The organism is Sulfolobus tengchongensis, from assembly GCF_036967215.1.
Taxonomy (GTDB): Archaea; Thermoproteota; Thermoprotei_A; order Sulfolobales; family Sulfolobaceae; genus Saccharolobus; species Saccharolobus tengchongensis_A.
Genome location: NZ_CP146016.1, coordinates 2,646,968 through 2,670,927, shown reverse-complemented (window position 1 = coordinate 2,670,927; position 23,960 = coordinate 2,646,968). Strand labels below are relative to the sequence as shown.

General features: G+C 34.8%; 33 protein-coding genes. 32 read left to right on the top strand and 1 reads right to left on the bottom strand.

The genetic code is table 11. The features are described from left to right. The first annotated feature begins 69 nt into the window (after positions 1-69). The 12 genes from psmA to V6M85_RS13385 all read left to right on the top strand — a co-directional run bounded on the left by psmA (position 70) and on the right by V6M85_RS13385 (position 8,898). The gene (gene psmA / locus V6M85_RS13440) at positions 70-795 is read left to right on the top strand and encodes an archaeal proteasome endopeptidase complex subunit alpha (protein WP_338601154.1); all 726 of its coding nucleotides are present in this window, start codon (positions 70-72) and stop codon (positions 793-795) included. Positions 796-812: 17 nt separating this feature from the next. Beyond that, complete coding sequence (locus V6M85_RS13435; protein WP_338601152.1) at positions 813-1,514, top strand: ribosome assembly factor SBDS; 702 nt, start codon at positions 813-815, stop codon at positions 1,512-1,514. Between the two features lies 1 nt (position 1,515). Next, a complete protein-coding gene (gene rrp4, locus V6M85_RS13430; protein WP_338601149.1) occupies positions 1,516-2,259 on the top strand; it encodes an exosome complex RNA-binding protein Rrp4 in 744 nt (247 codons plus the stop codon). Next, on the top strand, positions 2,216-2,962 hold the full coding sequence (gene rrp41 / locus V6M85_RS13425; protein WP_422398070.1) for an exosome complex exonuclease Rrp41: 747 nt from the start codon (positions 2,216-2,218) through the stop codon (positions 2,960-2,962). The genes rrp4 and rrp41 overlap by 44 nt, the downstream gene beginning before the upstream one ends. A 2-nt stretch (positions 2,963-2,964) precedes the next feature. Further along, positions 2,965-3,792 (top strand): exosome complex protein Rrp42, encoded by an 828-nt coding sequence (gene rrp42, locus V6M85_RS13420; RefSeq protein ID WP_338601144.1) that lies wholly within the window; start codon positions 2,965-2,967, stop codon positions 3,790-3,792. 23 nt (positions 3,793-3,815) lie between these two features. Then, on the top strand, positions 3,816-4,028 hold the full coding sequence (locus V6M85_RS13415) for a 50S ribosomal protein L37ae (protein ID WP_338601142.1): 213 nt from the start codon (positions 3,816-3,818) through the stop codon (positions 4,026-4,028). After that, the gene (locus tag V6M85_RS13410; protein ID WP_338601140.1) at positions 4,009-4,572 is read left to right on the top strand and encodes a ribosomal biogenesis protein; all 564 of its coding nucleotides are present in this window, start codon (positions 4,009-4,011) and stop codon (positions 4,570-4,572) included. The genes V6M85_RS13415 and V6M85_RS13410 overlap by 20 nt, the downstream gene beginning before the upstream one ends. After that, positions 4,541-4,777 carry a KEOPS complex subunit Pcc1 gene (locus tag V6M85_RS13405; protein ID WP_338601138.1) on the top strand — a complete coding sequence of 79 codons (237 nt, stop codon included), beginning with the start codon at positions 4,541-4,543 and terminating at the stop codon, positions 4,775-4,777. Before V6M85_RS13410 ends, V6M85_RS13405 begins: the two co-directional genes overlap by 32 nt. After that, positions 4,770-5,150 (top strand): prefoldin subunit beta, encoded by a 381-nt coding sequence (locus tag V6M85_RS13400; protein WP_338601136.1) that lies wholly within the window; start codon positions 4,770-4,772, stop codon positions 5,148-5,150. The genes V6M85_RS13405 and V6M85_RS13400 overlap by 8 nt, the downstream gene beginning before the upstream one ends. A 21-nt stretch (positions 5,151-5,171) precedes the next feature. Next, entirely contained in the window at positions 5,172-5,876 is a 705-nt protein-coding gene (gene xpf, locus V6M85_RS13395; RefSeq protein WP_338601133.1) for a 3'-flap repair endonuclease Xpf, read from the top strand. A gap of 77 nt (positions 5,877-5,953) precedes the next feature. Further along, positions 5,954-8,164 (top strand): elongation factor EF-2, encoded by a 2,211-nt coding sequence (locus V6M85_RS13390; RefSeq protein WP_338601131.1) that lies wholly within the window; start codon positions 5,954-5,956, stop codon positions 8,162-8,164. A gap of 5 nt (positions 8,165-8,169) precedes the next feature. After that, positions 8,170-8,898 carry an HAD family hydrolase gene (locus V6M85_RS13385; protein WP_338604826.1) on the top strand — a complete coding sequence of 243 codons (729 nt, stop codon included), beginning with the start codon at positions 8,170-8,172 and terminating at the stop codon, positions 8,896-8,898. On the opposite strand, the gene V6M85_RS13380 is transcribed toward V6M85_RS13385, so the two are convergent. Beyond that, entirely contained in the window at positions 8,881-10,356 is a 1,476-nt protein-coding gene (locus V6M85_RS13380) for a M28 family peptidase (protein ID WP_338601129.1), read from the bottom strand. The genes V6M85_RS13385 and V6M85_RS13380 overlap by 18 nt on opposite strands. Positions 10,357-10,365: 9 nt before the next feature. On the opposite strand from V6M85_RS13380, the gene V6M85_RS13375 reads away from it, so the two are divergent. From V6M85_RS13375 to V6M85_RS13280, 20 genes are all read left to right on the top strand, one after another. Then, positions 10,366-10,956: a DUF447 domain-containing protein gene (locus V6M85_RS13375; protein ID WP_338601127.1), complete on the top strand. Its 591-nt coding sequence runs from the start codon at positions 10,366-10,368 to the stop codon at positions 10,954-10,956. 12 nt (positions 10,957-10,968) lie between these two features. Beyond that, positions 10,969-11,982: an isocitrate/isopropylmalate family dehydrogenase gene (locus tag V6M85_RS13370; protein ID WP_338601125.1), complete on the top strand. Its 1,014-nt coding sequence runs from the start codon at positions 10,969-10,971 to the stop codon at positions 11,980-11,982. A 110-nt stretch (positions 11,983-12,092) separates the two neighbouring features. Continuing rightward, complete coding sequence (gene ileS, locus V6M85_RS13365; RefSeq protein WP_338601123.1) at positions 12,093-15,245, top strand: isoleucine--tRNA ligase; 3,153 nt, start codon at positions 12,093-12,095, stop codon at positions 15,243-15,245. Beyond that, positions 15,242-15,991, top strand: coding sequence for a putative RNA uridine N3 methyltransferase (locus tag V6M85_RS13360; RefSeq protein WP_338604823.1), 750 nt, complete (start codon positions 15,242-15,244; stop codon positions 15,989-15,991). Before ileS ends, V6M85_RS13360 begins: the two co-directional genes overlap by 4 nt. A 50-nt stretch (positions 15,992-16,041) precedes the next feature. Beyond that, positions 16,042-17,097, top strand: coding sequence for a 50S ribosomal protein L3 (locus V6M85_RS13355; protein WP_338601120.1), 1,056 nt, complete (start codon positions 16,042-16,044; stop codon positions 17,095-17,097). A gap of 6 nt (positions 17,098-17,103) precedes the next feature. Further along, the gene (gene rpl4p / locus V6M85_RS13350; RefSeq protein ID WP_338601118.1) at positions 17,104-17,907 is read left to right on the top strand and encodes a 50S ribosomal protein L4; all 804 of its coding nucleotides are present in this window, start codon (positions 17,104-17,106) and stop codon (positions 17,905-17,907) included. Position 17,908: 1 nt separating this feature from the next. Further along, a complete protein-coding gene (locus tag V6M85_RS13345) occupies positions 17,909-18,154 on the top strand; it encodes a 50S ribosomal protein L23 (RefSeq protein ID WP_338601116.1) in 246 nt (81 codons plus the stop codon). An 11-nt stretch (positions 18,155-18,165) separates the two neighbouring features. Further along, positions 18,166-18,882: a 50S ribosomal protein L2 gene (locus V6M85_RS13340; RefSeq protein ID WP_338601114.1), complete on the top strand. Its 717-nt coding sequence runs from the start codon at positions 18,166-18,168 to the stop codon at positions 18,880-18,882. A 34-nt stretch (positions 18,883-18,916) separates the two neighbouring features. Further along, on the top strand, positions 18,917-19,339 hold the full coding sequence (locus tag V6M85_RS13335) for a 30S ribosomal protein S19 (RefSeq protein WP_338601111.1): 423 nt from the start codon (positions 18,917-18,919) through the stop codon (positions 19,337-19,339). A gap of 3 nt (positions 19,340-19,342) precedes the next feature. Continuing rightward, complete coding sequence (locus V6M85_RS13330) at positions 19,343-19,816, top strand: 50S ribosomal protein L22 (protein WP_338601108.1); 474 nt, start codon at positions 19,343-19,345, stop codon at positions 19,814-19,816. A gap of 1 nt (position 19,817) precedes the next feature. After that, on the top strand, positions 19,818-20,501 hold the full coding sequence (locus V6M85_RS13325; RefSeq protein WP_338604821.1) for a 30S ribosomal protein S3: 684 nt from the start codon (positions 19,818-19,820) through the stop codon (positions 20,499-20,501). Continuing rightward, a complete protein-coding gene (rpmC, locus tag V6M85_RS13320) occupies positions 20,498-20,704 on the top strand; it encodes a 50S ribosomal protein L29 (protein WP_338601106.1) in 207 nt (68 codons plus the stop codon). The genes V6M85_RS13325 and rpmC overlap by 4 nt, the downstream gene beginning before the upstream one ends. Positions 20,705-20,719: 15 nt before the next feature. After that, a complete protein-coding gene (locus V6M85_RS13315) occupies positions 20,720-20,959 on the top strand; it encodes a ribonuclease P protein subunit (RefSeq protein WP_338601103.1) in 240 nt (79 codons plus the stop codon). A gap of 9 nt (positions 20,960-20,968) precedes the next feature. Beyond that, complete coding sequence (locus V6M85_RS13310) at positions 20,969-21,313, top strand: 30S ribosomal protein S17 (RefSeq protein ID WP_338601101.1); 345 nt, start codon at positions 20,969-20,971, stop codon at positions 21,311-21,313. 1 nt (position 21,314) lies between these two features. After that, positions 21,315-21,731, top strand: a complete 417-nt coding sequence (locus V6M85_RS13305; RefSeq protein WP_338601098.1) for a 50S ribosomal protein L14 — start codon at positions 21,315-21,317, stop codon at positions 21,729-21,731. 6 nt (positions 21,732-21,737) lie between these two features. Beyond that, a complete protein-coding gene (rplX, locus tag V6M85_RS13300; protein WP_338601096.1) occupies positions 21,738-22,112 on the top strand; it encodes a 50S ribosomal protein L24 in 375 nt (124 codons plus the stop codon). A 2-nt stretch (positions 22,113-22,114) separates the two neighbouring features. Continuing rightward, positions 22,115-22,834 (top strand): 30S ribosomal protein S4e, encoded by a 720-nt coding sequence (locus tag V6M85_RS13295; protein ID WP_338601094.1) that lies wholly within the window; start codon positions 22,115-22,117, stop codon positions 22,832-22,834. Beyond that, complete coding sequence (locus tag V6M85_RS13290) at positions 22,830-23,375, top strand: 50S ribosomal protein L5 (RefSeq protein ID WP_422398145.1); 546 nt, start codon at positions 22,830-22,832, stop codon at positions 23,373-23,375. Before V6M85_RS13295 ends, V6M85_RS13290 begins: the two co-directional genes overlap by 5 nt. 5 nt (positions 23,376-23,380) lie before the next feature. Further along, a complete protein-coding gene (locus V6M85_RS13285) occupies positions 23,381-23,545 on the top strand; it encodes a 30S ribosomal protein S14 (protein ID WP_338601088.1) in 165 nt (54 codons plus the stop codon). Between the two features lie 6 nt (positions 23,546-23,551). Beyond that, positions 23,552-23,953 (top strand): 30S ribosomal protein S8, encoded by a 402-nt coding sequence (locus tag V6M85_RS13280; protein WP_338601085.1) that lies wholly within the window; start codon positions 23,552-23,554, stop codon positions 23,951-23,953. Positions 23,954-23,960 lie beyond the last annotated feature (7 nt).

Sequence of the window (23,960 nt, the reverse complement as noted above, 5' to 3'; positions counted from 1 at the left end):
TACTCTGCGACGAGCTGAACGATATTTTTAAAATTAGGGATTACTCACTATTTCATGAGTGGATAATATATGGCATTCGGACCAGCAGCCATGGGATATGATAGGGCAATAACGATATTTTCACCAGACGGTTCATTATACCAAGTAGACTACGCATTTGAAGCTGTTAAAAAAGGTTGGACAGCAATTGGTATAAAATCAAAATCTGGGGTTGTTATTGCAAGTGAGAAGAGGAAGGCCCAATCTTTATTAGATGTAGATAGTATAGAAAAAATATTTTTAATTGATGATCATGTAGGATGTAGCTTTGCTGGTTTAGCATCTGATGGAAGAGTCTTAATAGACTATGCAAGGAATATAGCTCTACAACATAGGTTAGTATACGACGAACCCGTTAGTATCGATTATTTAACGAAGTCAGTAGCTGATGTTAAACAAATGTACACTCAACATGGAGGAGTTAGACCATTTGGTGTTGCGTTAGTAATAGCTGGAATAGATAAAACAACTCCTAAGCTATATATGACTGAGCCGAGTGGACAATATATGCCTTATTATGCTGTCGCAATAGGCCAAGGTTATTATACGGCTACCGAATTTTTAGAGAAAAACTATAAAGAGGACTTAAGTATGGAAGATACCATATTATTAGCATTAAGAACTTTATCAGCTACACTAAAGCCTAATGAAAAGTTAACTCCAAATACAGTGGAAATAGGATATGCCTCAGTTCAGACTGGGATATTTCTAAAAATGACCAGTGAAGATAAAAATATGTATCTGCAGAAGTTATAATAAGGTGGATTTTTTTCATGACAAAGGAGCGTGATTATGTAATAGTAAAGTATGAATCGCATGGAGAGAGGTTCGAAATCCTAGTTAAGCCGAAAGAGGCATTAGCTTTTAGGAGTGGGAAGAGCATTAGTCTTTCAGATATAGTAGTATCTGATACTATATACAAGGATGTTAAAAAAGGATTAAAAGCTTCTCCTGCTGCGCTTAAAAAAGTCTTTGGTACTACAGATTTTGAGACAATAGTCAAAGAAATTCTAATTAAAGGAGAACTGCCGGTTACTGCTGAGCAAAGGAAAGAAATGTTGGAAAGTAAGAGGAAACAGATAGTAGATTTTATACATAGAAATGCAGTGGATCCTAAAACAAATTTACCAATACCGCCTACTAGGATAGAAATGGCGATGGAACAAGCAAGGGTTCAAATTGATTTGAACCGAGATGTAGAAGCTCAAGCTATGCAAATAGTCAAGGAAATTTCGAAGATAATACCGATCAAAATAGCTAGAGCGTTGCTCAGCATTAAAGTTCCACCAGAATATAGTTCAAAAGTTAAGACGCAATTACACAATTTAGGAGAGGTTAAAAAGTCAAATTGGTTAGAGGATGGTACGTTAATTGCGGAGTTGGAAATACCTGCAGGTGCTCAACAAGATGTAATAGATAAGTTAAATAATTTGACAAAAGGAGAAGTGGAAGTTAGAGTGTTACAAGTGAGATAATATGAGTCAGCAACAAAAGATTCTTTTACAGCCAAGATCGATAGTGGTACCAGGGGAATTAGTAGCCGAAGGAGAGTTTCAGATTCCTTGGTCCCCATACATACTAAAAGTTAGTAATAAATACTATTCTACAGTAGTTGGTCTATTTGATGTAAAGGATACTCAATTTGAGATAATTCCATTAGAGGGTTCGTTTTACTATCCTAAGATTGGCGACATCGTGATAGGATTAATAGAGGATGTGGAGATTTATGGTTGGGTAGTTGATATAAAAGCACCATATAAGGCTTATTTGCCTGCTTTAAACCTTTTAGGTAGGCCTGTTAATGTTGGCGAGGATTTAAGAAGATATTTAGATGTAGGTGATTACATAATAGCCCGAATTGAGAATTTCGACAGAACAGTAGATCCAGTTTTATCGGTAAAAGGTAAAGATTTAGGTCGTATAAGTAATGGTACAGTTATTGAGATAATGCCAGTTAAGGTCCCGCGCGTTATAGGCAAGAATAAAAGTATGTACGAGACCTTAACCTCAAAAAGCGGATGCAGCATGTTAGTTGCAAATAATGGCAGAATATGGGCGAATTGTCCTTCTCGATTATCTGAGGAAATTCTAATTGAGGCTATTAGGAAAATTGAGAATGAGTCACATATAAAAGGCCTAACAGATAGAATAAAACAATTTATTGAGGAAAAATTAGGTGAGAAAAGTGCTTCAGGTGGAGAGGCCAAAATTAATACTTGAAGATGGTAGACGATTAGATGGCAGAAAGCCTGATGAACTAAGAAGCATAAAGATAGAGTTAGGTGTTCTTAAAAATGCCGATGGTTCAGCGATTTTTGAAATGGGAAATACAAAGGTTATAGCAGCGGTTTATGGGCCAAAGGAGATGCATCCTCGACATTTATCTCTTCCAGACAGAGCTGTTTTAAGAGTCAGATATCATATGACGCCATTTTCAACAGATGAAAGAAAGAATCCTGCACCTAGTCGGAGAGAAATCGAACTTTCTAAGGTCATAAGAGAAGCTTTAGAGTCTGCGGTTCTAGTTGAACTATTTCCAAGAACTGCTATAGATATCTTCACTGAGGTTTTACAAGCAGATGCAGGATCTAGACTTGTTTCGTTAATGGCTGCTTCTTTGGCATTAGCTGATGCTGGTATCCCAATGCGCGATCTAATAGCCGGAGTAGCAGTAGGCAAGGCAGACGGAGTTATAGTTCTAGATTTAAATGAACCAGAAGATATGTGGGGAGAAGCAGACATGCCAGTTGCAATAATGCCTTCTTTGGGACAAGTAACACTATTACAGCTAAATGGTAATATGACACCAGAAGAATTTAGACAAGCCTTTGATTTAGCTGTGAAAGGTATAAGTACTATATATAATCTACAGAAAGAGGCACTAAAAAGTAGATATATTGAATTCAAAGAAGAAGGGGTGTAAGATTGTCTTCAACGCCATCTAATCAAAATATAATTCCAATAATTAAAAAAGAAAGTATAGTAAGTCTTTTCGAGAAAGGCATTAGACAAGATGGAAGAAAATTAACTGACTATAGATCGATTTCAATAATATTAGACTATGCTAAAAAAGCTGATGGTTCTGCATTAGTTAAATTAGGAAACACTATGGTTTTAGCTGGGACTAAAATTGAAGTAGAAAAACCCTATGAGGATACCCCTAATCAAGGAAACCTTATAGTAAATGTGGAGCTTCTACCATTAGCATATGAAACATTCGAGCCTGGACCTCCAGATGAAAATGCTATCGAGTTAGCAAGAGTAGTAGATAGAAGCTTAAGAGACTCCAAAGCTATAGATTTAACGAAGCTTACGATAGAGCCCGGAAAGAGTGTTTGGACAGTTTGGCTTGATGTTTATGTTCTAGATTATGGCGGAAATGTTCTAGATGCTTGTACATTAGCTTCAGTAGCAGCACTATACAATACTAAGCTATATAAGGTTGAGCAAGACGCTAATGGAATTAAGGTTAACAAGAACGAAATAATAGGCAAGTTACCGATGAATTTCCCAGTAGTCACAGTATCTGTTGCAAAAATAGATAGATATCTAGTAATCGACCCAGATTTAGATGAAGAGACTATAATGGATGCAAAAATTTCATTCTCTTACACACCAGATCTAAGGATAGTAGGTATTCAGAAAAGTGGAAAAGGTAGTATTGCTTTGCAAGAAATAGATCAAGCTGAAAATGTAGCGAGAGCATCTGCAGTTAAGCTTTTAGAAGAACTTAAAAAGCAACTAAATATCTAATGTATAGGAGGTAGGTGTTACGTATGGGCAAAGTGACTGGTATTGCAGGAAGATTTGGTGCCAGATATGGATCCACATTAAGGAAAAAATGGAAAGAAATAATGGAAAGAAGATACGAAGATCATCAATGCCCCTACTGCAAAACTACTGGAAAAGTCGTTAGGTTAGCCTCTGGGATATGGTATTGCAAGAAATGCGGATCTAAGTGGGCAGGACTTGCATATATACCGTACTAGAGTAGTTATAACTTCGTCTAGAGATCCTAGTATTAGAGTAAGGAATTTTTTAAATACATTGCAATTTGTGCTACCTGATTCGATTAAGATTAATAGAGGTAAGAAAAATCTAAGGGAACTGTTTAATATTGCTGTTAGTCTTGGTGCGTTATATGTAGTCTTGGTTTTAGCAAAAAAGGGAAATCCTTACAAAATGCTTGTTTATGATCTTCAAAGTTTTTCCACAAAGTACATATTTAGATTAGCAGGTTTATCCTTACCTCTTGATTATAGGATTACATTAAATAAGATAAGGAATGTAGGAAATATCAAATCTGTTTGCATAAGAAATAATAATTGTATATTCCTTAGAGATTTTCTGATAGATATGAACTTATTTACCACTTTTTCAAATAAATGCCAGATCTACGTTAATTTAGAAGAAATTTCAAATAAAGAATGTGAACTTTTGTTTATATTGGCAACGGAAAACGTTAAGTTCTTAAGAGTAGTAATGGAAGCGGAAAAGACAAATGCAAATACAAATTTCAATCCATACAGATAGTAATAAAAAAGAGCTAGAGGATATAATATATAATTCTATAATAATTGAGAAAATAGATACTAAATATGTAAAAATTAGGAAAAACCCTATAGAGATTAGTATAAATGCCCCTTCAATTACTAGGGCTAGGGCTATAATGAACTCTTATATACTTTGGATCTATACAATTTTAAAGTCACTAGAAGAGGTGGAGAAAGGTGGCTGAAAAATTACCTCCAGAAGTTCAAGCTCAATTAGCTAAATTTCAACAATTAAAAGATCAGTTGGATAGGCTGTTATTAGAGAAATCAGCAATAGAAAATGAATTACGAGAGATAAATAGGGTTTTAGAAGAACTAGCCAATCTCACTGCAGAAACTGCTATATATAAAATTGTAGGTAACTTATTAGTTAAATCAGATAAAGCGTCAGTAGAAAAGGAACTCAATGATAGAAAAGAGTTGCTAGAACTCAGATCTAGAACATATCAGAAACAAGAGGGTATTTTAAGAAAACAATTAGAGGACTTACAAACTAAAATAAATGAAATGCTATCGAAATATTATCCACAAGGTGGCCAAACAGGTATAAAAGCCTAAATGGCTTAACTTAATAATGTTATGGTAATTAGAATTTACGTTGATGATAGGGAGAAGGTTAGTGGTATACCAGAACTACTAAAAGAGCTAGGCATAACTGTAATATTTTCACAACTCAGTGTAGCTGATTATGTAATAGCTGAGAGTGTTGCAGTAGAGAGAAAGTCAGTAAGCGATTTAGTTAATTCAGTTTTTGATAAAAGATTTTTTGATCAAATAAGTAGGCTTGCTGATGCATATGAAACTCCTATATTAATTGTAGAGGGAGATATAAATGATATCAGGAAAATAACTGAAAAATGGCGTGCAATTAACAATGCCTTAATCTCTGTTACAGTTGATTATAATGTTAAAGTTTTCTATTCACGAGATAAGAAAGATACGGCGGAAATTCTAAAGAAACTTGCCGAGAAATATCAATTTGAAGATAGTAAAGGGAAAAAGATTAGTTTGCATAATAAGGCTAAATTGGAGGATATTTCCGACATTCAGCTTTATATTGTTGAATCTTTTCCTAATGTGGGTTCAGTTCTAGCTCAAAGGTTACTTCTTAAATTTAACACAATTCAGAATATATGTAATGCATCTATAGCAGATTTGGAAAAAGCTCTAGGTAGTAGAAAAAAAGCAGAAGACATATATAAAATTTTAAGAACTCCATATTTGCAAGCTACAACTAATAATAATGATAATAAAAAGGGAGCCTCTTTATTTGATTTCCTTTAAATTTTTTAGTCTCTTTCTAAGCATTACCTTTTAATATGGGTCTGAGTAGTTTAAGAGCAAGAAGTTGGTGATTTCATTTGCCTAGATATAAGACAGTAGAGCAAGTTCTAAGCCTAATGAAAGATAGAACAAGAGTTAGAAATATAGGTATAATCGCGCACGTAGATCATGGTAAGACAACAACTAGCGATACGCTATTAGCGGCTGCTGGTATAATTTCACCTAAAGTTGCTGGCGAGGCTTTAGCATTAGATTATTTAAGTGTAGAGCAACAAAGAGGAATAACAGTAAAGGCAGCTAACATAAGCTTATACCACGAGGTAGAAGGTAAAGGTTACGTTATTAACTTAATTGACACTCCGGGTCACGTTGATTTTAGTGGGAGAGTTACAAGAAGCTTAAGAGTACTAGATGGGTCGATAGTGGTTGTAGATGCAGTAGAAGGAATTATGACTCAAACTGAAACAGTACTAAGGCAGAGTTTAGAGGAGAGAGTAAGGCCTATCTTATTCATTAATAAGGTGGATAGGCTAGTAAAAGAGTTGAAACTAAGCCCACAGGAAATGCTAAATAGGTTGCTAGACATAATCAGGCAAGTTAATAATCTAATTGATATGTATGGAGAACCAGAATTCAAGGAAAAATGGATGATCAATCCACAAGCTGGTAACGTAATATTTGGCTCTGCTAAGGATAAATGGGGATTCAGTTTACCCATGGCACAGAAAAAAGGTATTAATATGAAAAATGTTATTGATGCGTATACTGCTTCTGACAAATCTAAAATTGAAGAGTTAGCTTCGCAAGTACCAATTCATGAGGCCTTATTAGATGCTGCGATAAAATTTGTTCCTAATCCTATCGAGGCTCAAAAGTATAGGATTCCAAAGATTTGGAAAGGTGATTTAGATAATGAAGTAGCAAAAGCGATGTTAAATGCAGATCCTAATGGCCCTATTGTTTTCATGATAACAGATATGAAAGTTGATCCACATGCAGGATTAGTAGCAACAGGTAGAGTGTTCTCTGGCACTTTAAGATCTGGAGAAGAATTATGGTTAGTCAACGCAAAAACCTCACAGAGGATCCTTCAAGTGAGCTTGTACATGGGTCCCACTAGGGAACTTGCGGAAGAAATCCCGGCTGGTAACATTGCAGCAGTACTTGGTTTAGATAGAGCAAGATCTGGAGAAACAGCAATTTCTGTATCCTTCAATAATGTTCAAGGAAGCTTTGAGAGGTTACACTATATATCAGAGCCAGTGGTTACTATAGCTGTAGAACCTAAGAATCCTAAAGACTTAACAAAGATGATTGATGCGCTGAGAAAACTAAGCATTGAAGATCCAAACCTTGTGGTAAAAATAAATGAGGAAACTGGTGAGTATTTACTCTCTGGTATGGGTTTCCTGCACTTAGAGGTTTCGTTGCAATTGTTACGTGAAAATTACGGCATTGATGTAGTTACTACTCCACCTATCGTCGTCTATAGGGAGAGTATAAGGACTAAGAGTCAAGTGTTCGAAGGGAAATCTCCAAATAAGCATAATAAATTCTATCTAAGTGTAGAACCTCTAAATGAGAAGACGATAGAACTAATAAGTAATGGTACTATAAGGGAGGATATGGACAATAAGGAAATGGCTAAGATATTAAGAGATGAGGCAAGCTGGGATTATGATGAAGCTAAGAGAATTATTGCAATAGATGAGAACGTTAATGTCTTTATAGATCTGACAAGTGGTGTTCAACATTTAAGGGAGGTTATGGATACAGTTATTCAAGGATTTAGATTAGCTATGAAGGAAGGTCCTTTAGCGCACGAACCTATCAGAGGTGTTAAGGTGATTTTACATGATGCTTTAATTCATGAGGATCCTGCTCACAGAGGTCCCGCTCAAATATATCCTGCAGTTAGGAATTCAATATTTGCCGGGTTCTTGACATCAAGACCGACTTTACTTGAGCCAATACAAAAACTAGATATAAGGGTGCCAGCAGACCTTATTGGTAACGTTACCGCTGTTATAACGAGGAAAAGAGGAAAAATACTTGATGTCTCGCAAATAGCTAATATGTCTAGAATAATAGCAGAAATTCCAGTTTCAGAATCATATGATATGGCAAGTGAGTTGAGAGGAGCTACTGGAGGTAGAGCTTTCTGGGGCACAGAATTTAGCAGATGGGCACCAGTGCCCGATAGCATTTTGTTGGATGTAATAGCTAAAATTAGAGAGAGAAAAGGACTACCTAAGGAATTACCTAAAGTAGAAGATTTCTTGTCGTGAGTAAATTGTCAGTTAACTATAAAATATTCAATAATGTAAAGGCAGTACTTTTTGATTTTGATGATACGCTAGTTAATTTTAGTTCTAAGGCTAAGGAAGCATTAGATGCAGTAAGTAAAGATATATATATTTATATAAAAGAGAATTATAATCAAGAGTTAGATATAAATATAATTAAAAAATTAGTTGAGGCTGAGAGTAGTAGACTGGATAGAGAGGGTGAATATAATAGAAATAAATGGTGGGAAAGTGTACTGAGAGCGTTAAACATTAATTATGTGGATAGAACTCAACTTTATGATTGGACTAACCTTTATTGGTCTATAGCAAGCCAAGTAGAACCTTACGAGGACGCAAATGAAATTATAGAATATTTAGATAGTAAGGGATATAAATTGGGTATAATTACTAACAGTGATGGAGAAGGCGGGAACAAAAATAAGAGATTGGCTAACTTTCCTCAAATAAATAAATTTGATGTGATAATAATAGCTGGAGAGGGTGGTATAAGGCCAAAGCCTAATCTAGAACCATTTATAGTAGCATGTGAGAGACTTTCAGTACCACCAAACACATGTGTATTTGTCGGGGACGAACCAATAAAAGATTGCCTAGCTGCTAAAAAGGCCAATATGATTAGTGTACTTATGGATAGAGAGGGTAAGATTAAAGATGCTGAACTTTACGCAGATTTTGTCATATCTAGCCTTACTCAACTAGAGGAGTTTCTTTAACAATAGATATAATTTGTCAATGTACTCTGTCACTATTATTTCTTTTAATTCATTAATGTAATATGAGTAATATCTGCTATATATCTCATCATTTCTCAATTTTCTTATACAACCTAAGTCTTCTATGCATACGGTATCTTTACTGTTCTTTGCCTCATCTAGTCCTCTAATCTTATGAAATAACTCAACTTTAGCGTATGGTTTATCAAGAGATAACACTCCACCATAAAAACTCAAGATATTTCTATACATCTCTATTGAATTCTTTTCTAGTAGATCTATGGTATTGACCAGATATGATTTTAGTTTGACTGGTAATGATTTCATATCTTCCTTTAATTGTTCTTGCATTTCTTCCAATTTATATTCTATATTTTCATTAATCATTCTATTTATACTATTTATTATAATGTTAGCATTAATCAGAGCTTTATTGTCCCCCTTATCTATTATGTCATACTCTCCATGATAATGCGTGTTACCTAGGCTTTCTATTGTTATGCTCGGGATTCCTCTCTTTACATAAGAGTACCCATCACTATAAATTTCTGGTGTGGTTACTATATTACTAAAATATTTTTTAGAGAAAGCTGAAAGTCCAGGCAGGGCCTTTATTATTATGTCCTCTTCACTTATGTTATCCAAATTGATATTCATTATTATATTGTGTATGTCCTTATTATAATTCCTTAAGAACTCTCTAGAGCCATGTGACCATGAGAACGTGGAGAAGTAAACAGAACCTGATTCTTCTGCAGTAAATGTAATTAAATGCGTTTCATAAAGATTAGAGTATAATTCTGGCATTAAAGCTACTGCTAAGAGATTGTCTCTTTCTCCTTTAAACCAGTGGTCATGATGTGCGGTGATATGTATAACTTTATTCTCATCTTTTGAATTTTTAATTCCTTCAATTATATAACCCGTAGCAAACGGATTTATATCAGTTTTTAGCAATAATCTGCATTTTCCTTTGACATTAATAAAATCGTTTTCTCTGACGTATATTGCTGGTATAGGAGGGGGGTAGCTGGGTTTATAGTTTATCAGATCCCCATATTTTATTACAAATTTTCTTTTTTCATTATCCAGAGAAAAGATAATTCCCGCACATTTACTTTCAACTGCTTTAATATAGAGCTTATTGATCTCGTATAAATTTTCTATTTTTATTTTTATAAAGCTTCTTTCATTACATTCTTGGAAATTATTTATTATATTTGCTTCAATATCTATAGACAATGAGTAAGGTAATGCTAGAGCATCTATAATTTTTGACTCACATTCAAAGAGAAGATCTTTCTGCTCCCAATTAAGTACTCTAATTGGTGTAGTTCTAATCTCATCGCTTTTTTCCTCCAAAATTTTTTTAATCTCTCTTACAATTTTTATTTCAGCGCTAGATCCTGTTATTATTTCGTCATATTTAGATAAGGCTTTTAGACGTTCTAGTAACATAAATGATTTATGAAGAAGTTCTTAAAAATGTTCTTTCCGCATGACGGGATATACGAGGTGTTAGTAGGCACCTCTGGGATAAAGCCGATAATAAAGCCACTTGGTATAATAGTCAATGGAAACGAGCTTAATTTTAGAATATATAAAAATACCTTAACTTTCGCTAATTTAGAGAAAAATAATAGATGTTCTATACATATTACGCTTGATACCAGTTATTTTATTTTATCTATATTAGAGAAAATAAACTTTGATATAGATAACGAGTATAATTTACCTATACTTAAGAATTTAAATATAATATATGCTGAATGTACAAGGATTTCTAATGGCGATCCGTCCGTATTTTCCGTTAATCCATTTGATTTAGAGGTAAATTCTATTACTGTACCTACTGCTTATAATAGAGGAGCTTTTATTTCAGTTGATCTGCTTGTGAATTATACTAGGTTAGACATATATAAGGGTAGTGAACTGCAAAGACTTATTAATATTCTAAGCTATGAATTCAGCGTTGTGAAGCGAACATCTCCGTATACCGCTAATCTTTTAGAGGAAGTAGAGAACAAAGTGAAATCAAAAGGTTTTAAGCTAGACTAGTTTTCTTTACATATGACTTTTCAGATAGCTGTAATTCCAGGGGACGGAGTGGGTCAAGAATTATATGCCGAGAGCAAGAAAATTATTGCTAAATTGATAGAAAAATATAATTTAAATATCAACTTAATTGAGGTGGAGGCAGGGGATATAGCGTTAAGCAAATATGGCGAAGCTTTACCTAAACAAACCTTAAATGTTATAGATAAGGCAGACATGATCTTGAAAGGTCCTGTAGGAGAAAGTGCTATGGATGTTGTAGTTAAGTTAAGACAAATGTATGATATGTACGCGAATATTAGGCCTGCAAAATCCTTACCTAATGTGCAGTCAAGATATTCTAATGTGGATTTATTAATAGTGAGAGAGAATACTGAGGATTTGTATAAAGGGTTTGAATTCTTAGCGTCTAATGGAGTTGCTATAGCCATTAAAGTGATCACCGAGTACGCGTCTAGAAGAATAGTTAATGTTGCACTAAATTATGCTTTAATGAGACGTCGTAAAGTTACGTGTGTACATAAAGCTAATGTTATGAGAGTTACTGACGGTCTTTTTGCAAGTGTTTGTAGAGAAGTATTAAAGGGTAGAGTAAATTTTGAGGAGATGTACGTTGATGCAGCTGCTGCCAATTTAGTGAGAGATCCAACGAGATTTGATGTAATAGTTACTACTAATGTATATGGTGATATATTAAGTGACGAAGCTAGCCAGATAGCAGGAAGTCTTGGATTAGCACCGTCAGCGAATATTGGTGATAAGAAGTCAATGTTTGAACCAGTACATGGAGCAGCTTTTGATATTGCAGGTAAAGGTATAGTTAATCCTACTGCGTTCTTATTATCTATTTCGATGATGTTTAATAGAATGTACGAACTATCTAATGATCAGAAGTACATGCTAGCATCAAGATCTTTAGAGAACTCCATAATAGAAGTCTATAAAAAGGGAGATAAATTAACGCCAGATGTTGGTGGTAATGCTAAATTAAAGGACATGATAGATGACATATATAATCACATAGTATGATATAATGGTAAATAGTAAGAATTGTTGATATTCTTCTAATTAGAGTACGGGATTTAATTTTTATAAACTCATTTAGGTTTAATAAGGTATGGTGAGTTAAATTATCTACCGTGGTAAAGCCTCTTACTGGCAGTTATGATCCCAAAAAAATTGAAGAAGAAATAATAGCATATTGGGATAAAAATAGGATTTACAATAAATTAAAGAGCGAAGTAAACAAGAGAAAAGATAAATTCTTGTTTATAGATGGGCCACCATATCCTTCAAGTCCAGTTCCTCACATAGGGACAATATGGAATAAAGTCATAAAGGATTGCATATTGCGATATGAAAGGTTGTTAGGAAAAAAAGTTCATGATCAGCCCGGTTATGATACTCATGGTCTACCTATAGAAGTTGCCACTGAGAAACAATTAGGTATATCGAATAAGCAGGAGATCATTGATAAAATAGGTGTAGAGAATTTCATTAATAAATGCAGAGAATTTGCGCTGTCAAACGCCTCTAAGATGACGCAAAGTTTTAAGGATGTAGGAGTATTTATGGATTGGGAAAATCCATATTACACACTTGATCCTTCTTATATAAGTTCTTCATGGAGTGTAATTAAGAAAGCATTTGAAAAAGGTATGCTAAGTAAAGGTACCGCAGTTCTACATTGGTGTCCCAGATGCGAAACCACTCTATCAGACTATGAGGTTTCAGAATATAAAGATCTAGAAGATCCATCAATTTATGTTAAGTTTAAAGTCAAGAACGAGAAAAACAAATATCTATTAATATGGACTACTACACCTTGGACTATACCCTCTAATGTATTCGTAATGATAAATAAGGATTACATTTATGCTGACGTTGAGATTAATGGAGAAGTCCTAGTTATTGCTAAGGATCGTATAGAGGCAGTTATGCAAGAAGCAGGTGTTACTAAATATAAAATACTTAGAACGTATAAGGGTGAAGAACTACTTGGATTAAAATATGAACATCCATTAAGAGATGTAGTAAATGCGCAGAGTAAGTTAGATGATTTTCATCAAGTAGTGGATGCAGGTGAGATAGTCACCTTAAGTGAGGGTACTGGGCTTGTCCATGGTGCTACCGGTCATGGTGAAGAGGATTTTGCGATTGGTCAAAGATACGGTTTTCCAGTTGTAATGTTTGTAAACGATCGAGGAGAGTTTACTGAGATGGGCGGAAAATATAAGGGATTAAAAGTTAGAGAAGCGTCTGAAATTATTATTAATGATTTAAAGGAACGCAATGCATTATTCTTTGAAGGAAAAATAGTTCATCGTTATCCAGTTTGTTGGAGATGTAAGACTCCATTAATACTTAGGGCTATAGATCAGTGGTTCATCAAAGTTACTAAAATAAAGACCGAGATGCTTAATGAAATAGAGAAAGTTAATTGGATTCCTGAGTGGGGGAAATCCAGAATATCTAATATGGTTAAAGAACTTAGGGATTGGGTTATAAGTAGGCAGAGGTTCTGGGGGACTCCTCTCCCAATTTGGATTTGTGAGAAATGTGGCAACATTATAGTAGTAGGAAGTAAGGAAGAATTGGAAAACGTTGCGATTGATCCAATTCCCAACGATTTGCATAGACCATGGATAGATAACGTAAGGGTAAAATGTAATAAATGTGGAGGAGTTGCAAAAAGAATTTCTGATGTAGCTGATGTATGGTTTGATAGTGGGGTTGCCTTCTTTGCCAGTTTAGGTAAAGATTGGCAAGAAAAGTGGAAGGAATTAGGTCCAGTAGACTTAGTTTTGGAAGGACATGATCAATTAAGGGGTTGGTTCTTTAGCTTACTTAGATCCGGAATGATATTATTAGATAAAGCGCCATATGTTTCGGTATTAGTTCACGGTTTCATGCTTGACGAGCAAGGCAGAGAGATGCATAAAAGTCTAGGGAATTACGTTGAACCTTCAGTAGTGATTCAACAATATGGTAGAGATATACTACGTCTATGGCTACTTAGAAATACTACTTGGGAGGATGCTAGATTTTCGTGGAGAGCATTAGAACTTACTAAAAGGGACTTACAAATAATCTGGAATACATATGTTTTTGCTTCAATGTATATGAATTTAGATAACTTTGATCCTACTAAATATAAATTAGAGGATGTAATAAAATATGCCAAATTAGAAGACTTATGGATATTATCTAGGTTTAATTCAATATTAATGAAAGTAAATGAAGCTATGAAAAATTACAAGGTTCATGAATTGGCTAATTACCTAATGAACTTCATAGTGGAGGATGTTAGTAGGTTTTATATAAGGCTAATAAGGAAAAGAGCGTGGATGGAAGGATACACTCAAGATAAGATAGCGATGTATTATATTCTTTATCACATATTGAAGAATTGGATTATATTAGCTTCTACAATAATTCCATTTATATCGGAGAAAATTTATAAGTCATTTGTAGTTGATTCAAAAGAATCCGTCTCAATGGAAGTTATTGGCAATTATGATGAGAGGTTAATTGATAGTGAACTAGAGAAAGCTTTTGAGCTTGCTAGAGAGATAAGTGAAGCAGCATTAAATGCTAGAGCTAAAGCTGGGCTAAAGTTGAGATGGCCTTTATCGAAGATGTATATATTCCTAGAGGATGAAAATATTATTCTTCAAGTTAGTAAAATAAAAGACGTTTTGCTATCATTATTAAACGTCAAGGATCTAGAAATAAATAAAATTGAAGAATTTAGAAGATTTAGTAAATATAAGGTTGAGCCAAACAAGTCAGTTATAGGGAAAGAATATAGAAGTCTTGCACCTAAGATATTAGCCTATATTAGTAGTAACAGCGATTTAGTAGCTAAAGATATACTTACTAAAAAGCAACACATTGTTAAAGTCGATGAAATGGACATAGTAATTAATAGTTCGCACGTTTCTATCTCAGAAGAGACCATCGAGGGTTATGTCTCATCGAGGTTTAACAAAGGTATAATAGTTATAAGTAAAGAGATTTCAGAGAAAGAAGAGGAGGAAGGGTTAGTCAGAGACATAATCAGAAGAGTACAGTTCATGAGAAAACAACTGAAGCTAAACGTGGTTGATTACATCGAGATTAGCATAAAAGCCCCAGAGGAGAGAGTTTATATTATAAAGAGATGGGAAGAATATATCAAAAATGAGACTAGGGCTAATACTCTAACTTTAGGTGAGGCAAAGGGAGATCTCGTATTGGATTGGGATATAGAAGGAGAGTCTTATATAATAGGAATTAAGAAGGCTACATAATGTTTCCTTTTTCACGTTATAAGCCGCTAAATGTAGTTCTTTTTATGTCAACTTTTGATATAGAAAACACACTTCTCGAAATTACATTGAAGCTTTCATTTATTCTCAGAGTTACAAATACATTTAGAGTCAATAAAATCTACTGGATAAAGGACTCTCCCAAATCTGAAAGAATAGCTAAAATAATCACAGAGATAACTAGGTATACATTATCGCCACCTTATCTCAAAAAGTATATTCCCTATAGTAAGAATTTAAAAAAGGTTGGTATAATGGAGCCTGTAACTCTTCCTTCGCACCTTATTTTTAGGCAGATTACAGAGGGCGAGATAAGAATAGGGCACAAAGGTGATTTTGGAATAAATACAAAATTAAATCCCGATCTAAAAGCTATTCTAATTACTGATTCATTAAAGCTAGACTATGTACCTTATAATAATTTGTACTATAACGGAGTGAAAAACGAATTTATAGAATTTAAAAATATATTTAATTTCGAAAATTTGATAATAGCGAGCAGAAGTGGAAAGAATCCTTTAAAAAATATGGAAGAAATAGTAAATTTATATAAGAGGTCTGGTTTAACATTAGTTATTGGGCAGCCTACTGGGAATTTGTTACATAATCTAGGTAAGCAATATTTAGAAAAGTCTTATAATTTTGTAATTAAACAAGGCGTCTCTGATGTAAGGGTTGAAGAAGCACTAGCTTATTCCCTATCTATCTTAAACCTCTTGTTAAGTTAGATTTATAACTCTTTAGTGATAGGTGAAATAGCAATCAGCGGGGATTAATAATGGGTCATCGAAAGTTAGCTTCACCTAGACGTGGATCATCAGGTCTCAGACCTAGAAAGAGGTCATCAGAGTTATTACCCACACCTAGGACATGGCCTCAAATAAATTCACAAAACCCTAAATTACTTGGATTTGTAGGATATAAAGTTGGAATGACTCATGTTTTCTTAGTTGATGATTGGCCAAATTCTCCTACTAATGGAAAAGAAATATATATGCCCGTTACAGTGGTAGAAGTGCCTCCAATTATTCCGTTGGCGTTAAGAGCTTACGTTATTGATGGTAAAGGAGAGCCAAATGTAATTACTGAGTATTGGTCTTCTTTGTCTTTACAGTTTGGTGACATCAGGAGAAGGATTCCTTCTCTTTCATCCTTTTTAAAGGATGAGGAAAGTAAGAAGAAATTAGATGAAAAATTTAGTAATAAGTTGGAGATTATCAAATCTAATTTAGATAAAATAATCTATTTTCGGCTTTTAGTTGCGACACAACCTAGGAAAATACCATCATTAGGTAAGAAAAAACCAGATCTAGTGGAAATACAAATAGGTGGAGGAGAAAAGAAGTCACAATTAGAATACGCTCTAAACATTTTAGGGAAAGAAGTCACAATTAAAGATGTTTTTAAAGAAGGTCAACTAGTTGATGTAATTGGAGTAACTAAGGGGAAAGGTTTCGCTGGAGTAATAAAGAGATATAACGTAATTGAGTTACCTAGGTGGCATAAACACAGAAAGGGAAGTAGAAAGATAGGTACTAGAGGTCCTTCTTTAGGAACACCGAGCTATACGCCTCAACCAGGACAGTTAGGTTTCCATAGAAGGACTGAATATAACAAGAGAATTATAAAAATTGGTGAAGATCCTAAGGAGATAAATCCTGCAGGTGGCTTTGTTAGATACGGCATAGTTAGGAATACGTACATTCTACTAGAGGGTTCCATATTAGGTCCTAAAAAAAGACCAGTATTTTTAAGAGAACCCGTTAGACCATCCTATGTGTTTGAAACGGTACCTAAAATAACTTATGTAAATCTTTTGAGCCAACAAGGGTGAGAGGATATGTATTTAGAATTAGTTAGAAAAGTTGCAGATGTTATAGATAAGAACGGAAATAAGGTGAAGCAAGTAGAATTGCCGCTGTTTTTTTCCTATCCTGTAAGGAAAGACCTTATAAGAAGAGCGTTCTTATCGGAATTTACACACTCATTACAACCAAAAGGAAGAGATCCTATGGCGGGTAAGAGAACAACTGCGGAAAGTTTTGGAATTAATCTTGGTTTAGCTAGAGTACCTAGAGTTAAGAATTCCGGAGAAGCCGCATTAGCTCCAAACACTGTTGGTGGAAGATTAACTTTTCCACCTTCCGTTGATAAAAAAATTGAAGAGGAGATAAATCGTAAAGAAAAAAGTTTAGCTGTAATTAGTGCGATAAGTGCCACTGCCGATGCCTTATTCATTAAGTCTAGGGGACATGTGTTTAAAGATTCAGTAAGTTTTCCTATAGTAGTTGTAGACGATATTGTAGGTTTGAAAACTACTGCAGAAGTAGAGGAATTTTTGAATAAAATAGGAGTTTATGATGATATTGAAAGAGTAAAGGAAAAAATAAGGATAAGGGCTGGAAAAGGTAAAATGAGAGGAAGGAAATATAAGGAGCCTGTTGGTCCATTGATGGTTATACATGAGAAGAACGTGCCTATAATTAAAGCTGCGAGGAATCTGGCGGGAGTTGATATAGTTAACGCAAATGATCTTAGTGTAATTCATTTAGCTCCAGGTTCCCATCCGGGTAGGCTCACTATTTATACTGAGAGTAGCATAAAGATTTTAGATAGTAGATTAAGTAAAAGGTTGGTGGTTTAGTATGATCCAAATGGCTTTAGCAACAGAGAAGGCGCTAAGGTTAATCGAATCTTATAACACGCTTACGTTGATCGTTGATAAAAACGATACTAAAAATGATATCAAAAGGTCTGTTGAGAAGATGTTTGAAGTGAAAGTAATTAAGGTTAATGTCGTTATAACTCCTCAAGGCTATAAGAAAGCATATGTTAAGTTGGCCCCAGAATATAAGGCCAGTGATATAGCTCATAAGTTAGGTATTTTGTAAGGTGATGTAGTTTGGGTAAAAGGTTGCTTCAACAGAGAGCTGGTAAAGGCTCTCCTACATTTAGAAGTCCTAGTTGGTTAAGGATAGGTAAGGTAAGATATCCTAATATAACTGGTCATTTCATTGGAAAAGTAGTAGACATTGTCCACAACCCCGGCATGAATGCACCGGTTGCCGTAATAAAATTAGAGAATGGTATTAAGTTTTTAATGCAAGCAGTGCAGGGAATTGCTGTTAATCAGAAAATTGAATTTGGTAAAGGCTCTCCTATAGCTAATGGTAATGTTATAGAAATAGGTGATGCGCCAGAGGGTACTGTAGTATGTAACATTGAAGAGAATTTTGGAGATGGAGGTAAATATGCCAGAAGTGCTGGTTCTTATGCTACTGTGATAGGTAAAAGTGGTGATAAGGTATTAATTAAATTACCTTCAGATAAAATAAAAGCCGTCTCAAATAAGGCTAGAGCAACTGTTGGTGTCATTGCAGGAGGTGGCGTAACAGAGAAGCCTCTATTAAAAGCGGGGGCAAACTATTGGAAGTATAAGGTAAAGGCTAAAAAATGGCCCATTGTTAGAGGCGTTGCGATGAACGTTGTCGACCATCCACATGGTGGTGGATTGCATCAGAGTGTAAGCAGACCTTCTACAGTATCTAGGAATGCGCCACCTGGAAGAAAGGTAGGGCACATAGCGGCAAGACGAACAGGGAGGAAAGAGGGTAAGTGAATTTTATAAATGGAAAAGGGATAGGTGTTAATAGATGTCATTAGAAATACCGCCTGAATGGAAGAGCTTTAAATACAGAGGAAAGAGTATTGATGAATTATTAAATATGCCAATGGACGAATTTATTAAGCTCTTACCTTCAAGACAAAGAAGATCTTTAAAACGTGGTTTTACTGATGCTCAAAGACGCCTCTTAGAGAAAGTAAGAAAATATAGGAGAGAAGGTAAGATAAATAAGGTTATAAAAACACATGTAAGGGATTTGGTTATATTACCAGAGTTGGTTGGCCTTAAAATGGCTGTTTATAATGGTAAAGAATTTGTGGAGTTTACTGTCACTCCAGAGATGATAGGCCATTATTTAGGCGAGTACTCGATAACTACTAAGAAGGTGGAGCATGGAGAGCCCGGATTAAAGGCTACAAGATCAAGTTTATTCTTAGCGATGAAGGGATGATATATGGGTAGTTGGAGTTATCCTCAATTAAATGTTGATGAACTAAAAATTGCTAAAGCTGTAATAAGAGATGTTCCTGTTTCTATAAAAGACTTATATAACGTTTGCAAATCTATCAGAGGCATGTATCTTAGTGATGCTAAAGATTTTCTAAATAGAGTCCTAGAAGAAAAGGAAGCGTTACCATTTTGGAGGTACAATAAGGGTGCTTCTCATAAATCTAATATATCGGCCAAGTGGAAGGTAAAAGCTGGCAGATATCCTAAGAAAGCAATAAAGCATGTGTTAAAATTGTTAGAAAATGCTGAAGCTAATGCTACAAATAAAGGATTAGATGTTAATAAGTTAGTTATAAGGCATATTGCAGCGCATAAGAGCATAATTCTGAAAAGATACATGCCTAGAGCATTTGGAAGGGCTACTGCAAAATATAGAAGAACGGCAAATGTAGAAGTAATTTTGGAGGAGGTGGAGTAGGATTCCTAATATTAAAAGATACTTCCTTGAAAAGTCCATGGTAAAGGTAATGATAGACGAGTATTTAGCAAAACAGTACTATAATGCAGAGTATGCAGGAGTAGAGGTATTAAAGACACCTATAGGGACAAGAGTGATAATATATGCTGGTAGACCTTCAATGATAATAGGGAGAGGAGGCAGAAACATAAAGCAGCTAGCACAGATCTTTGAGAAGGTATTTGGCTTAGAAAATCCACAAATCACGATAACTAATGTAGAAAATGCAGAACTTAATGCTAGAGTAATGGCATTTAGGCTTGCTATAGCGTTAGAAAAGGGTTATCATTTCAGAAGGGCAGCATTTATTTCAATGAGAAGAATAATGAATGCTGGAGCGTTAGGTGCTGAGATTATAATAAGTGGTAAGCTTACTACTGAAAGAGCCAGATATGAGAAGCTAAAGGAAGGTATTGTATACAAGAGTGGACAACAGTTGGAAAAGATGATAGATAGAGCAGTTGCGATAGCTATGCTAAAACCAGGAGTTTATGGTGTTGAGGTAATTATTACTAAGCCTTTAAAAATAGAGGATAAGATTAGCTTGAAAGAATCTCCATCAGTACCTCAAGAAGTATCTGTAACTAACGTTACCTTTATTGACGAATCTGCTCAAAAAAGTGAGGAAAAAGGTGAAAGTCAATGACCTTGGATGTTGAGGAGTTAAGAAAAATGGAGAAAGAAGATCTGTTAAAGAGATTAGAGGAGTTAAGGCTAGAGTTAATAAAACTTAAAGTGCAAGCAAGAATGGGTACGCTAAAGAATACTGCGAGTATTAAAAATACTAGAAAAGATATTGCTAGGATATTGACGGTTTTAAGTGAGAAAAAGAAAAATCTAAAGAAGTAACTTTTGTAATGTTTAATGCTTTTAGATTATATTGGATCTGAAATAAAAATTTTATATTATGTAGATTCATCTTTGATTTCAAAAAAAGGTATAGTTATATTAGAAACTGAAAAGACATTTTTAATCAGATTAAGTGATAAGGGAAAGGTCGTAAGGATATTTAAGGCCCACGGCATATTTGAGATAACTTTTAAAGGTAAGTCTTTTATAGTAGATGGCTATAAGCTGGTAAGAAAACCTTGGAAAAGGATTTAGGTGAGTTGAATGGGATCTAAGGGGAAATTGGTGAAGGACCCGGGAATACCTAATATAGTTATTCCTGAGAAGCCATGTGAAGATGAGAATTGTCCCTATCATGGTTCATTAAGAGTAAGAGGAATGATACTAGAAGGGATTCTAATTAAGTACAAGGGCAATAAATCTGCAGTTATAGAAAGGCAATATTTGTACTATGATTCAAAGTACAAGAGATATGAAAGAAGAAGAAGTCGAATTCATGCTCATGTCCCTCCGTGTGTAAATGTTAAAGAGGGAGATAAAGTTATAATTGGCGAATGTAGACCCATTTCTAAATCTATAAGTTTCGTTATACTCAGCAAGGTGAGTTGAAGTGTCAGAGAAAATCCAAGTGTTGGGTTCTAGAAAAGGTCTAACTCCAGCTCTTCAACACTATTCAGTGGTTACAGTCGCTGATAATAGTGGGGCAAAGGAAGCAATGATAATCGGTATATATGGTTACAGAGGTGTTTTAAGAAGAGTTCCATTTGCTAATATAGCAGACATGGTAATGGTCTCAGTAAAGAAAGGTACACCAGAGGTTAGAAAGCAGAAATTTAGAGCTGTTATAGTAAGGCAAAGAATGCCTTATAGAAGACCAGATGGAACTTGGATATCCTTTGAGGATAATGCAGTTGTTATAATAAATCCGGATGGTACTCCTAAAGGTACCGAAATCAGAGGTCCAATAGCAAGAGAAGCAGCAGAAAGATGGCCAAAAATAGCTAGTCTCGCTACACTGGTGGTGTAATTAGATATGTCATCACTTAAGCCTTCGAAACAAAGAAAAATTTTATATAATCTACCATTACATCAAAGGAAGAAATTGCTAGTTGCAAGAGTTTCCGATGACATTGCAAATCAATATTCCATAAAGCGCATAGCAGTAAGAAAAGGTGATACTGTTAGGGTAGTTCGTGGGGAACAAGAAGGAAAAGAGGGTAAAGTAGTAGATGTTGATACAAAGACTGGTAGAATTGCGATAGAGGGAATAACAAGGAAGAAAGCGGATGGCACACCTGTTTATATATGGATTCATGCTTCTAAGGTTATGATTACTAAATTAGATTTAAGCGACCCTAGAAGACGAGAAAAGATAGAGAAAATATCTAAATCTAAGAAGGAGGGATAAACATGGCGCACTTAACTCGATTTGAGGCTCCTTGGTTTTTATTAATTAGCAAAAAGCAGTACAAGTGGACTGTTAGACCTAATGCTGGTCCTCACCCTGTTGGAAAAAGTGTCCCATTGGCTATTATAATAAGGGATTATCTTAAGCTTGCAGGAACAATAAAGGAGGCTAAGTATATTATATCTGAAGGGAAAATATTGGTAGATGGTAAAATAAGGAGAGATTATAAGTATCCAGTTGGTCTTATGGATGTAATTTCAATTCCTTCTTCTGATTTATATTTTAGGGTCTTACCAGATAATGTGCGGTTCATGAGACTTTCTAAAATATCAGCTGATGAAGCTCACTATAAATATGTAAGGATTATGAATAAAACTACATTAAAAGGCGGATTAGTTCAGCTTAATTTAGAGGATGGAAGAAATATTGTAGTTGATAAAGAAGTTGCAAAGAATTATAAAACTCTTATGACTTTAAAAGTAGAATTACCTAGCCAGAATGTAGTGGAATCATATAGTATTTCAGAGGGCTCATATGTCATCTTCTTGGGAGGTAGGAACGTTGGTATTCATGGGATTGTAAAGAGTATAAATCTAAGTAAATTTAAGACAAGGAGGTATAGTGTGGTTACGATAGAAAGTAAAGATGGAAACGCCTATCAGACTAATCTTTTGAATGTTATGAGTATAGGGAAGGAAAAACCAGATATGAGGATTGATTAAAATGGCAGAGGCATCTATATCCGTTAAACAAAATCCCATGAGGAAAGTTAAACTAGCAAAGGTAACTGTTAATATAGGTCTTGGGGAATCTGGTGATAGATTGCAGAAAGCTTATCAGTTATTGCAGGAATTGACAGGAGCTAAGCCAGTATATACTAATGCTAAAAAAACTATCAGAGAGTTTGGAATAAGGAAAGGTCAACCTATAGGGGTTAAAGTAACGCTAAGGGGTGCTAAAGCTGAGGAATTCTTAAGGAAAGTATTAGAAGCGATAGGTTATAGATTAAGGAAGAGCAGCTTCGATAATTATGGGAATGTTGCATTCGGTATTGCTGAGCACGTAATATTACCAGGCGCAAGATATGATCCGGAAATAGGTATATTCGGTATGGATATAGCTATTACATTGGAGAGGCCCGGATATAGGATTGCCAGAAGGAGAAGAAAGAAGACTAAGATTCCTAATAGACATAGGGTGACAAAGGAGGAAGCAATGGAATTCCTGAGAAATAATTTTAATGTTCAGATAGTAGAGGGGTGATTGATATGGGTAAATATAAGCCTCCGGCTGAAAGAAGACATGGAAAGGGAGTGCAAGCGTGTAAGAGATGTGGTAGTAGAGACTCTGTTATCCAGAAGTATGGAATTTATTTGTGTAGGCAATGCTTTAGAGAAGTAGCATACGAATTGGGATTTAAAAAATATTGGTGATAAGAGATGGTGGTTGTAAATCCTTTATCAAATGCTTTAACATCTATATACAATAACGAGATGAGACGAAACAAACAAGCAATTATAATGCCCGCATCTAAACTGATAATAAACGTTTTGAGAGTGATGCAAAAGGAAGGTTATATTGGAGAATTTGAGTATATTGATGATGGTAGATGGGGTAAAATCACAGTTCAACTATTAGGTAGAGTTAATAAATGCGGTCCAATAACTCCACGTTATCCCCTTACTTATAGACAAATGATTGATCTACCAGAGTTTGTTAGACGTTATTTACCATCTAAGGAAATAGGTATAATAATTGTATCTACCTCTAAGGGCGTTATGTCTCATAAGGAAGCTGCGAGAATGAGAATTGGCGGAGTTACGTTAGGTTATGTTTATTGAGGTGATT

What these genes read in the sequence shown, in the direction of transcription:
- psmA (WP_338601154.1), top strand. Translation starts at nt 70, where the DNA reads ATGGCATTCGGACCAGCAGCCATGGGATATGATAGGGCAATAACGATA.
- V6M85_RS13435 (WP_338601152.1), top strand. Translation starts at nt 813, where the DNA reads ATGACAAAGGAGCGTGATTATGTAATAGTAAAGTATGAATCGCATGGA.
- rrp4 (WP_338601149.1), top strand. Translation starts at nt 1,516, where the DNA reads ATGAGTCAGCAACAAAAGATTCTTTTACAGCCAAGATCGATAGTGGTA.
- V6M85_RS13415 (WP_338601142.1), top strand. Translation starts at nt 3,816, where the DNA reads ATGGGCAAAGTGACTGGTATTGCAGGAAGATTTGGTGCCAGATATGGA.
- V6M85_RS13405 (WP_338601138.1), top strand. Translation starts at nt 4,541, where the DNA reads ATGCAAATACAAATTTCAATCCATACAGATAGTAATAAAAAAGAGCTA.
- xpf (WP_338601133.1), top strand. Translation starts at nt 5,172, where the DNA reads ATGGTAATTAGAATTTACGTTGATGATAGGGAGAAGGTTAGTGGTATA.
- V6M85_RS13380 (WP_338601129.1), bottom strand. Translation starts at nt 10,356, where the DNA reads ATGTTACTAGAACGTCTAAAAGCCTTATCTAAATATGACGAAATAATA.
- V6M85_RS13375 (WP_338601127.1), top strand. Translation starts at nt 10,366, where the DNA reads ATGAAGAAGTTCTTAAAAATGTTCTTTCCGCATGACGGGATATACGAG.
- V6M85_RS13370 (WP_338601125.1), top strand. Translation starts at nt 10,969, where the DNA reads ATGACTTTTCAGATAGCTGTAATTCCAGGGGACGGAGTGGGTCAAGAA.
- V6M85_RS13355 (WP_338601120.1), top strand. Translation starts at nt 16,042, where the DNA reads ATGGGTCATCGAAAGTTAGCTTCACCTAGACGTGGATCATCAGGTCTC.
- rpl4p (WP_338601118.1), top strand. Translation starts at nt 17,104, where the DNA reads ATGTATTTAGAATTAGTTAGAAAAGTTGCAGATGTTATAGATAAGAAC.
- V6M85_RS13345 (WP_338601116.1), top strand. Translation starts at nt 17,909, where the DNA reads ATGATCCAAATGGCTTTAGCAACAGAGAAGGCGCTAAGGTTAATCGAA.
- V6M85_RS13335 (WP_338601111.1), top strand. Translation starts at nt 18,917, where the DNA reads ATGTCATTAGAAATACCGCCTGAATGGAAGAGCTTTAAATACAGAGGA.
- V6M85_RS13330 (WP_338601108.1), top strand. Translation starts at nt 19,343, where the DNA reads ATGGGTAGTTGGAGTTATCCTCAATTAAATGTTGATGAACTAAAAATT.
- rpmC (WP_338601106.1), top strand. Translation starts at nt 20,498, where the DNA reads ATGACCTTGGATGTTGAGGAGTTAAGAAAAATGGAGAAAGAAGATCTG.
- V6M85_RS13315 (WP_338601103.1), top strand. Translation starts at nt 20,720, where the DNA reads ATGCTTTTAGATTATATTGGATCTGAAATAAAAATTTTATATTATGTA.
- V6M85_RS13310 (WP_338601101.1), top strand. Translation starts at nt 20,969, where the DNA reads ATGGGATCTAAGGGGAAATTGGTGAAGGACCCGGGAATACCTAATATA.
- rplX (WP_338601096.1), top strand. Translation starts at nt 21,738, where the DNA reads ATGTCATCACTTAAGCCTTCGAAACAAAGAAAAATTTTATATAATCTA.
- V6M85_RS13295 (WP_338601094.1), top strand. Translation starts at nt 22,115, where the DNA reads ATGGCGCACTTAACTCGATTTGAGGCTCCTTGGTTTTTATTAATTAGC.
- V6M85_RS13285 (WP_338601088.1), top strand. Translation starts at nt 23,381, where the DNA reads ATGGGTAAATATAAGCCTCCGGCTGAAAGAAGACATGGAAAGGGAGTG.
- V6M85_RS13280 (WP_338601085.1), top strand. Translation starts at nt 23,552, where the DNA reads ATGGTGGTTGTAAATCCTTTATCAAATGCTTTAACATCTATATACAAT.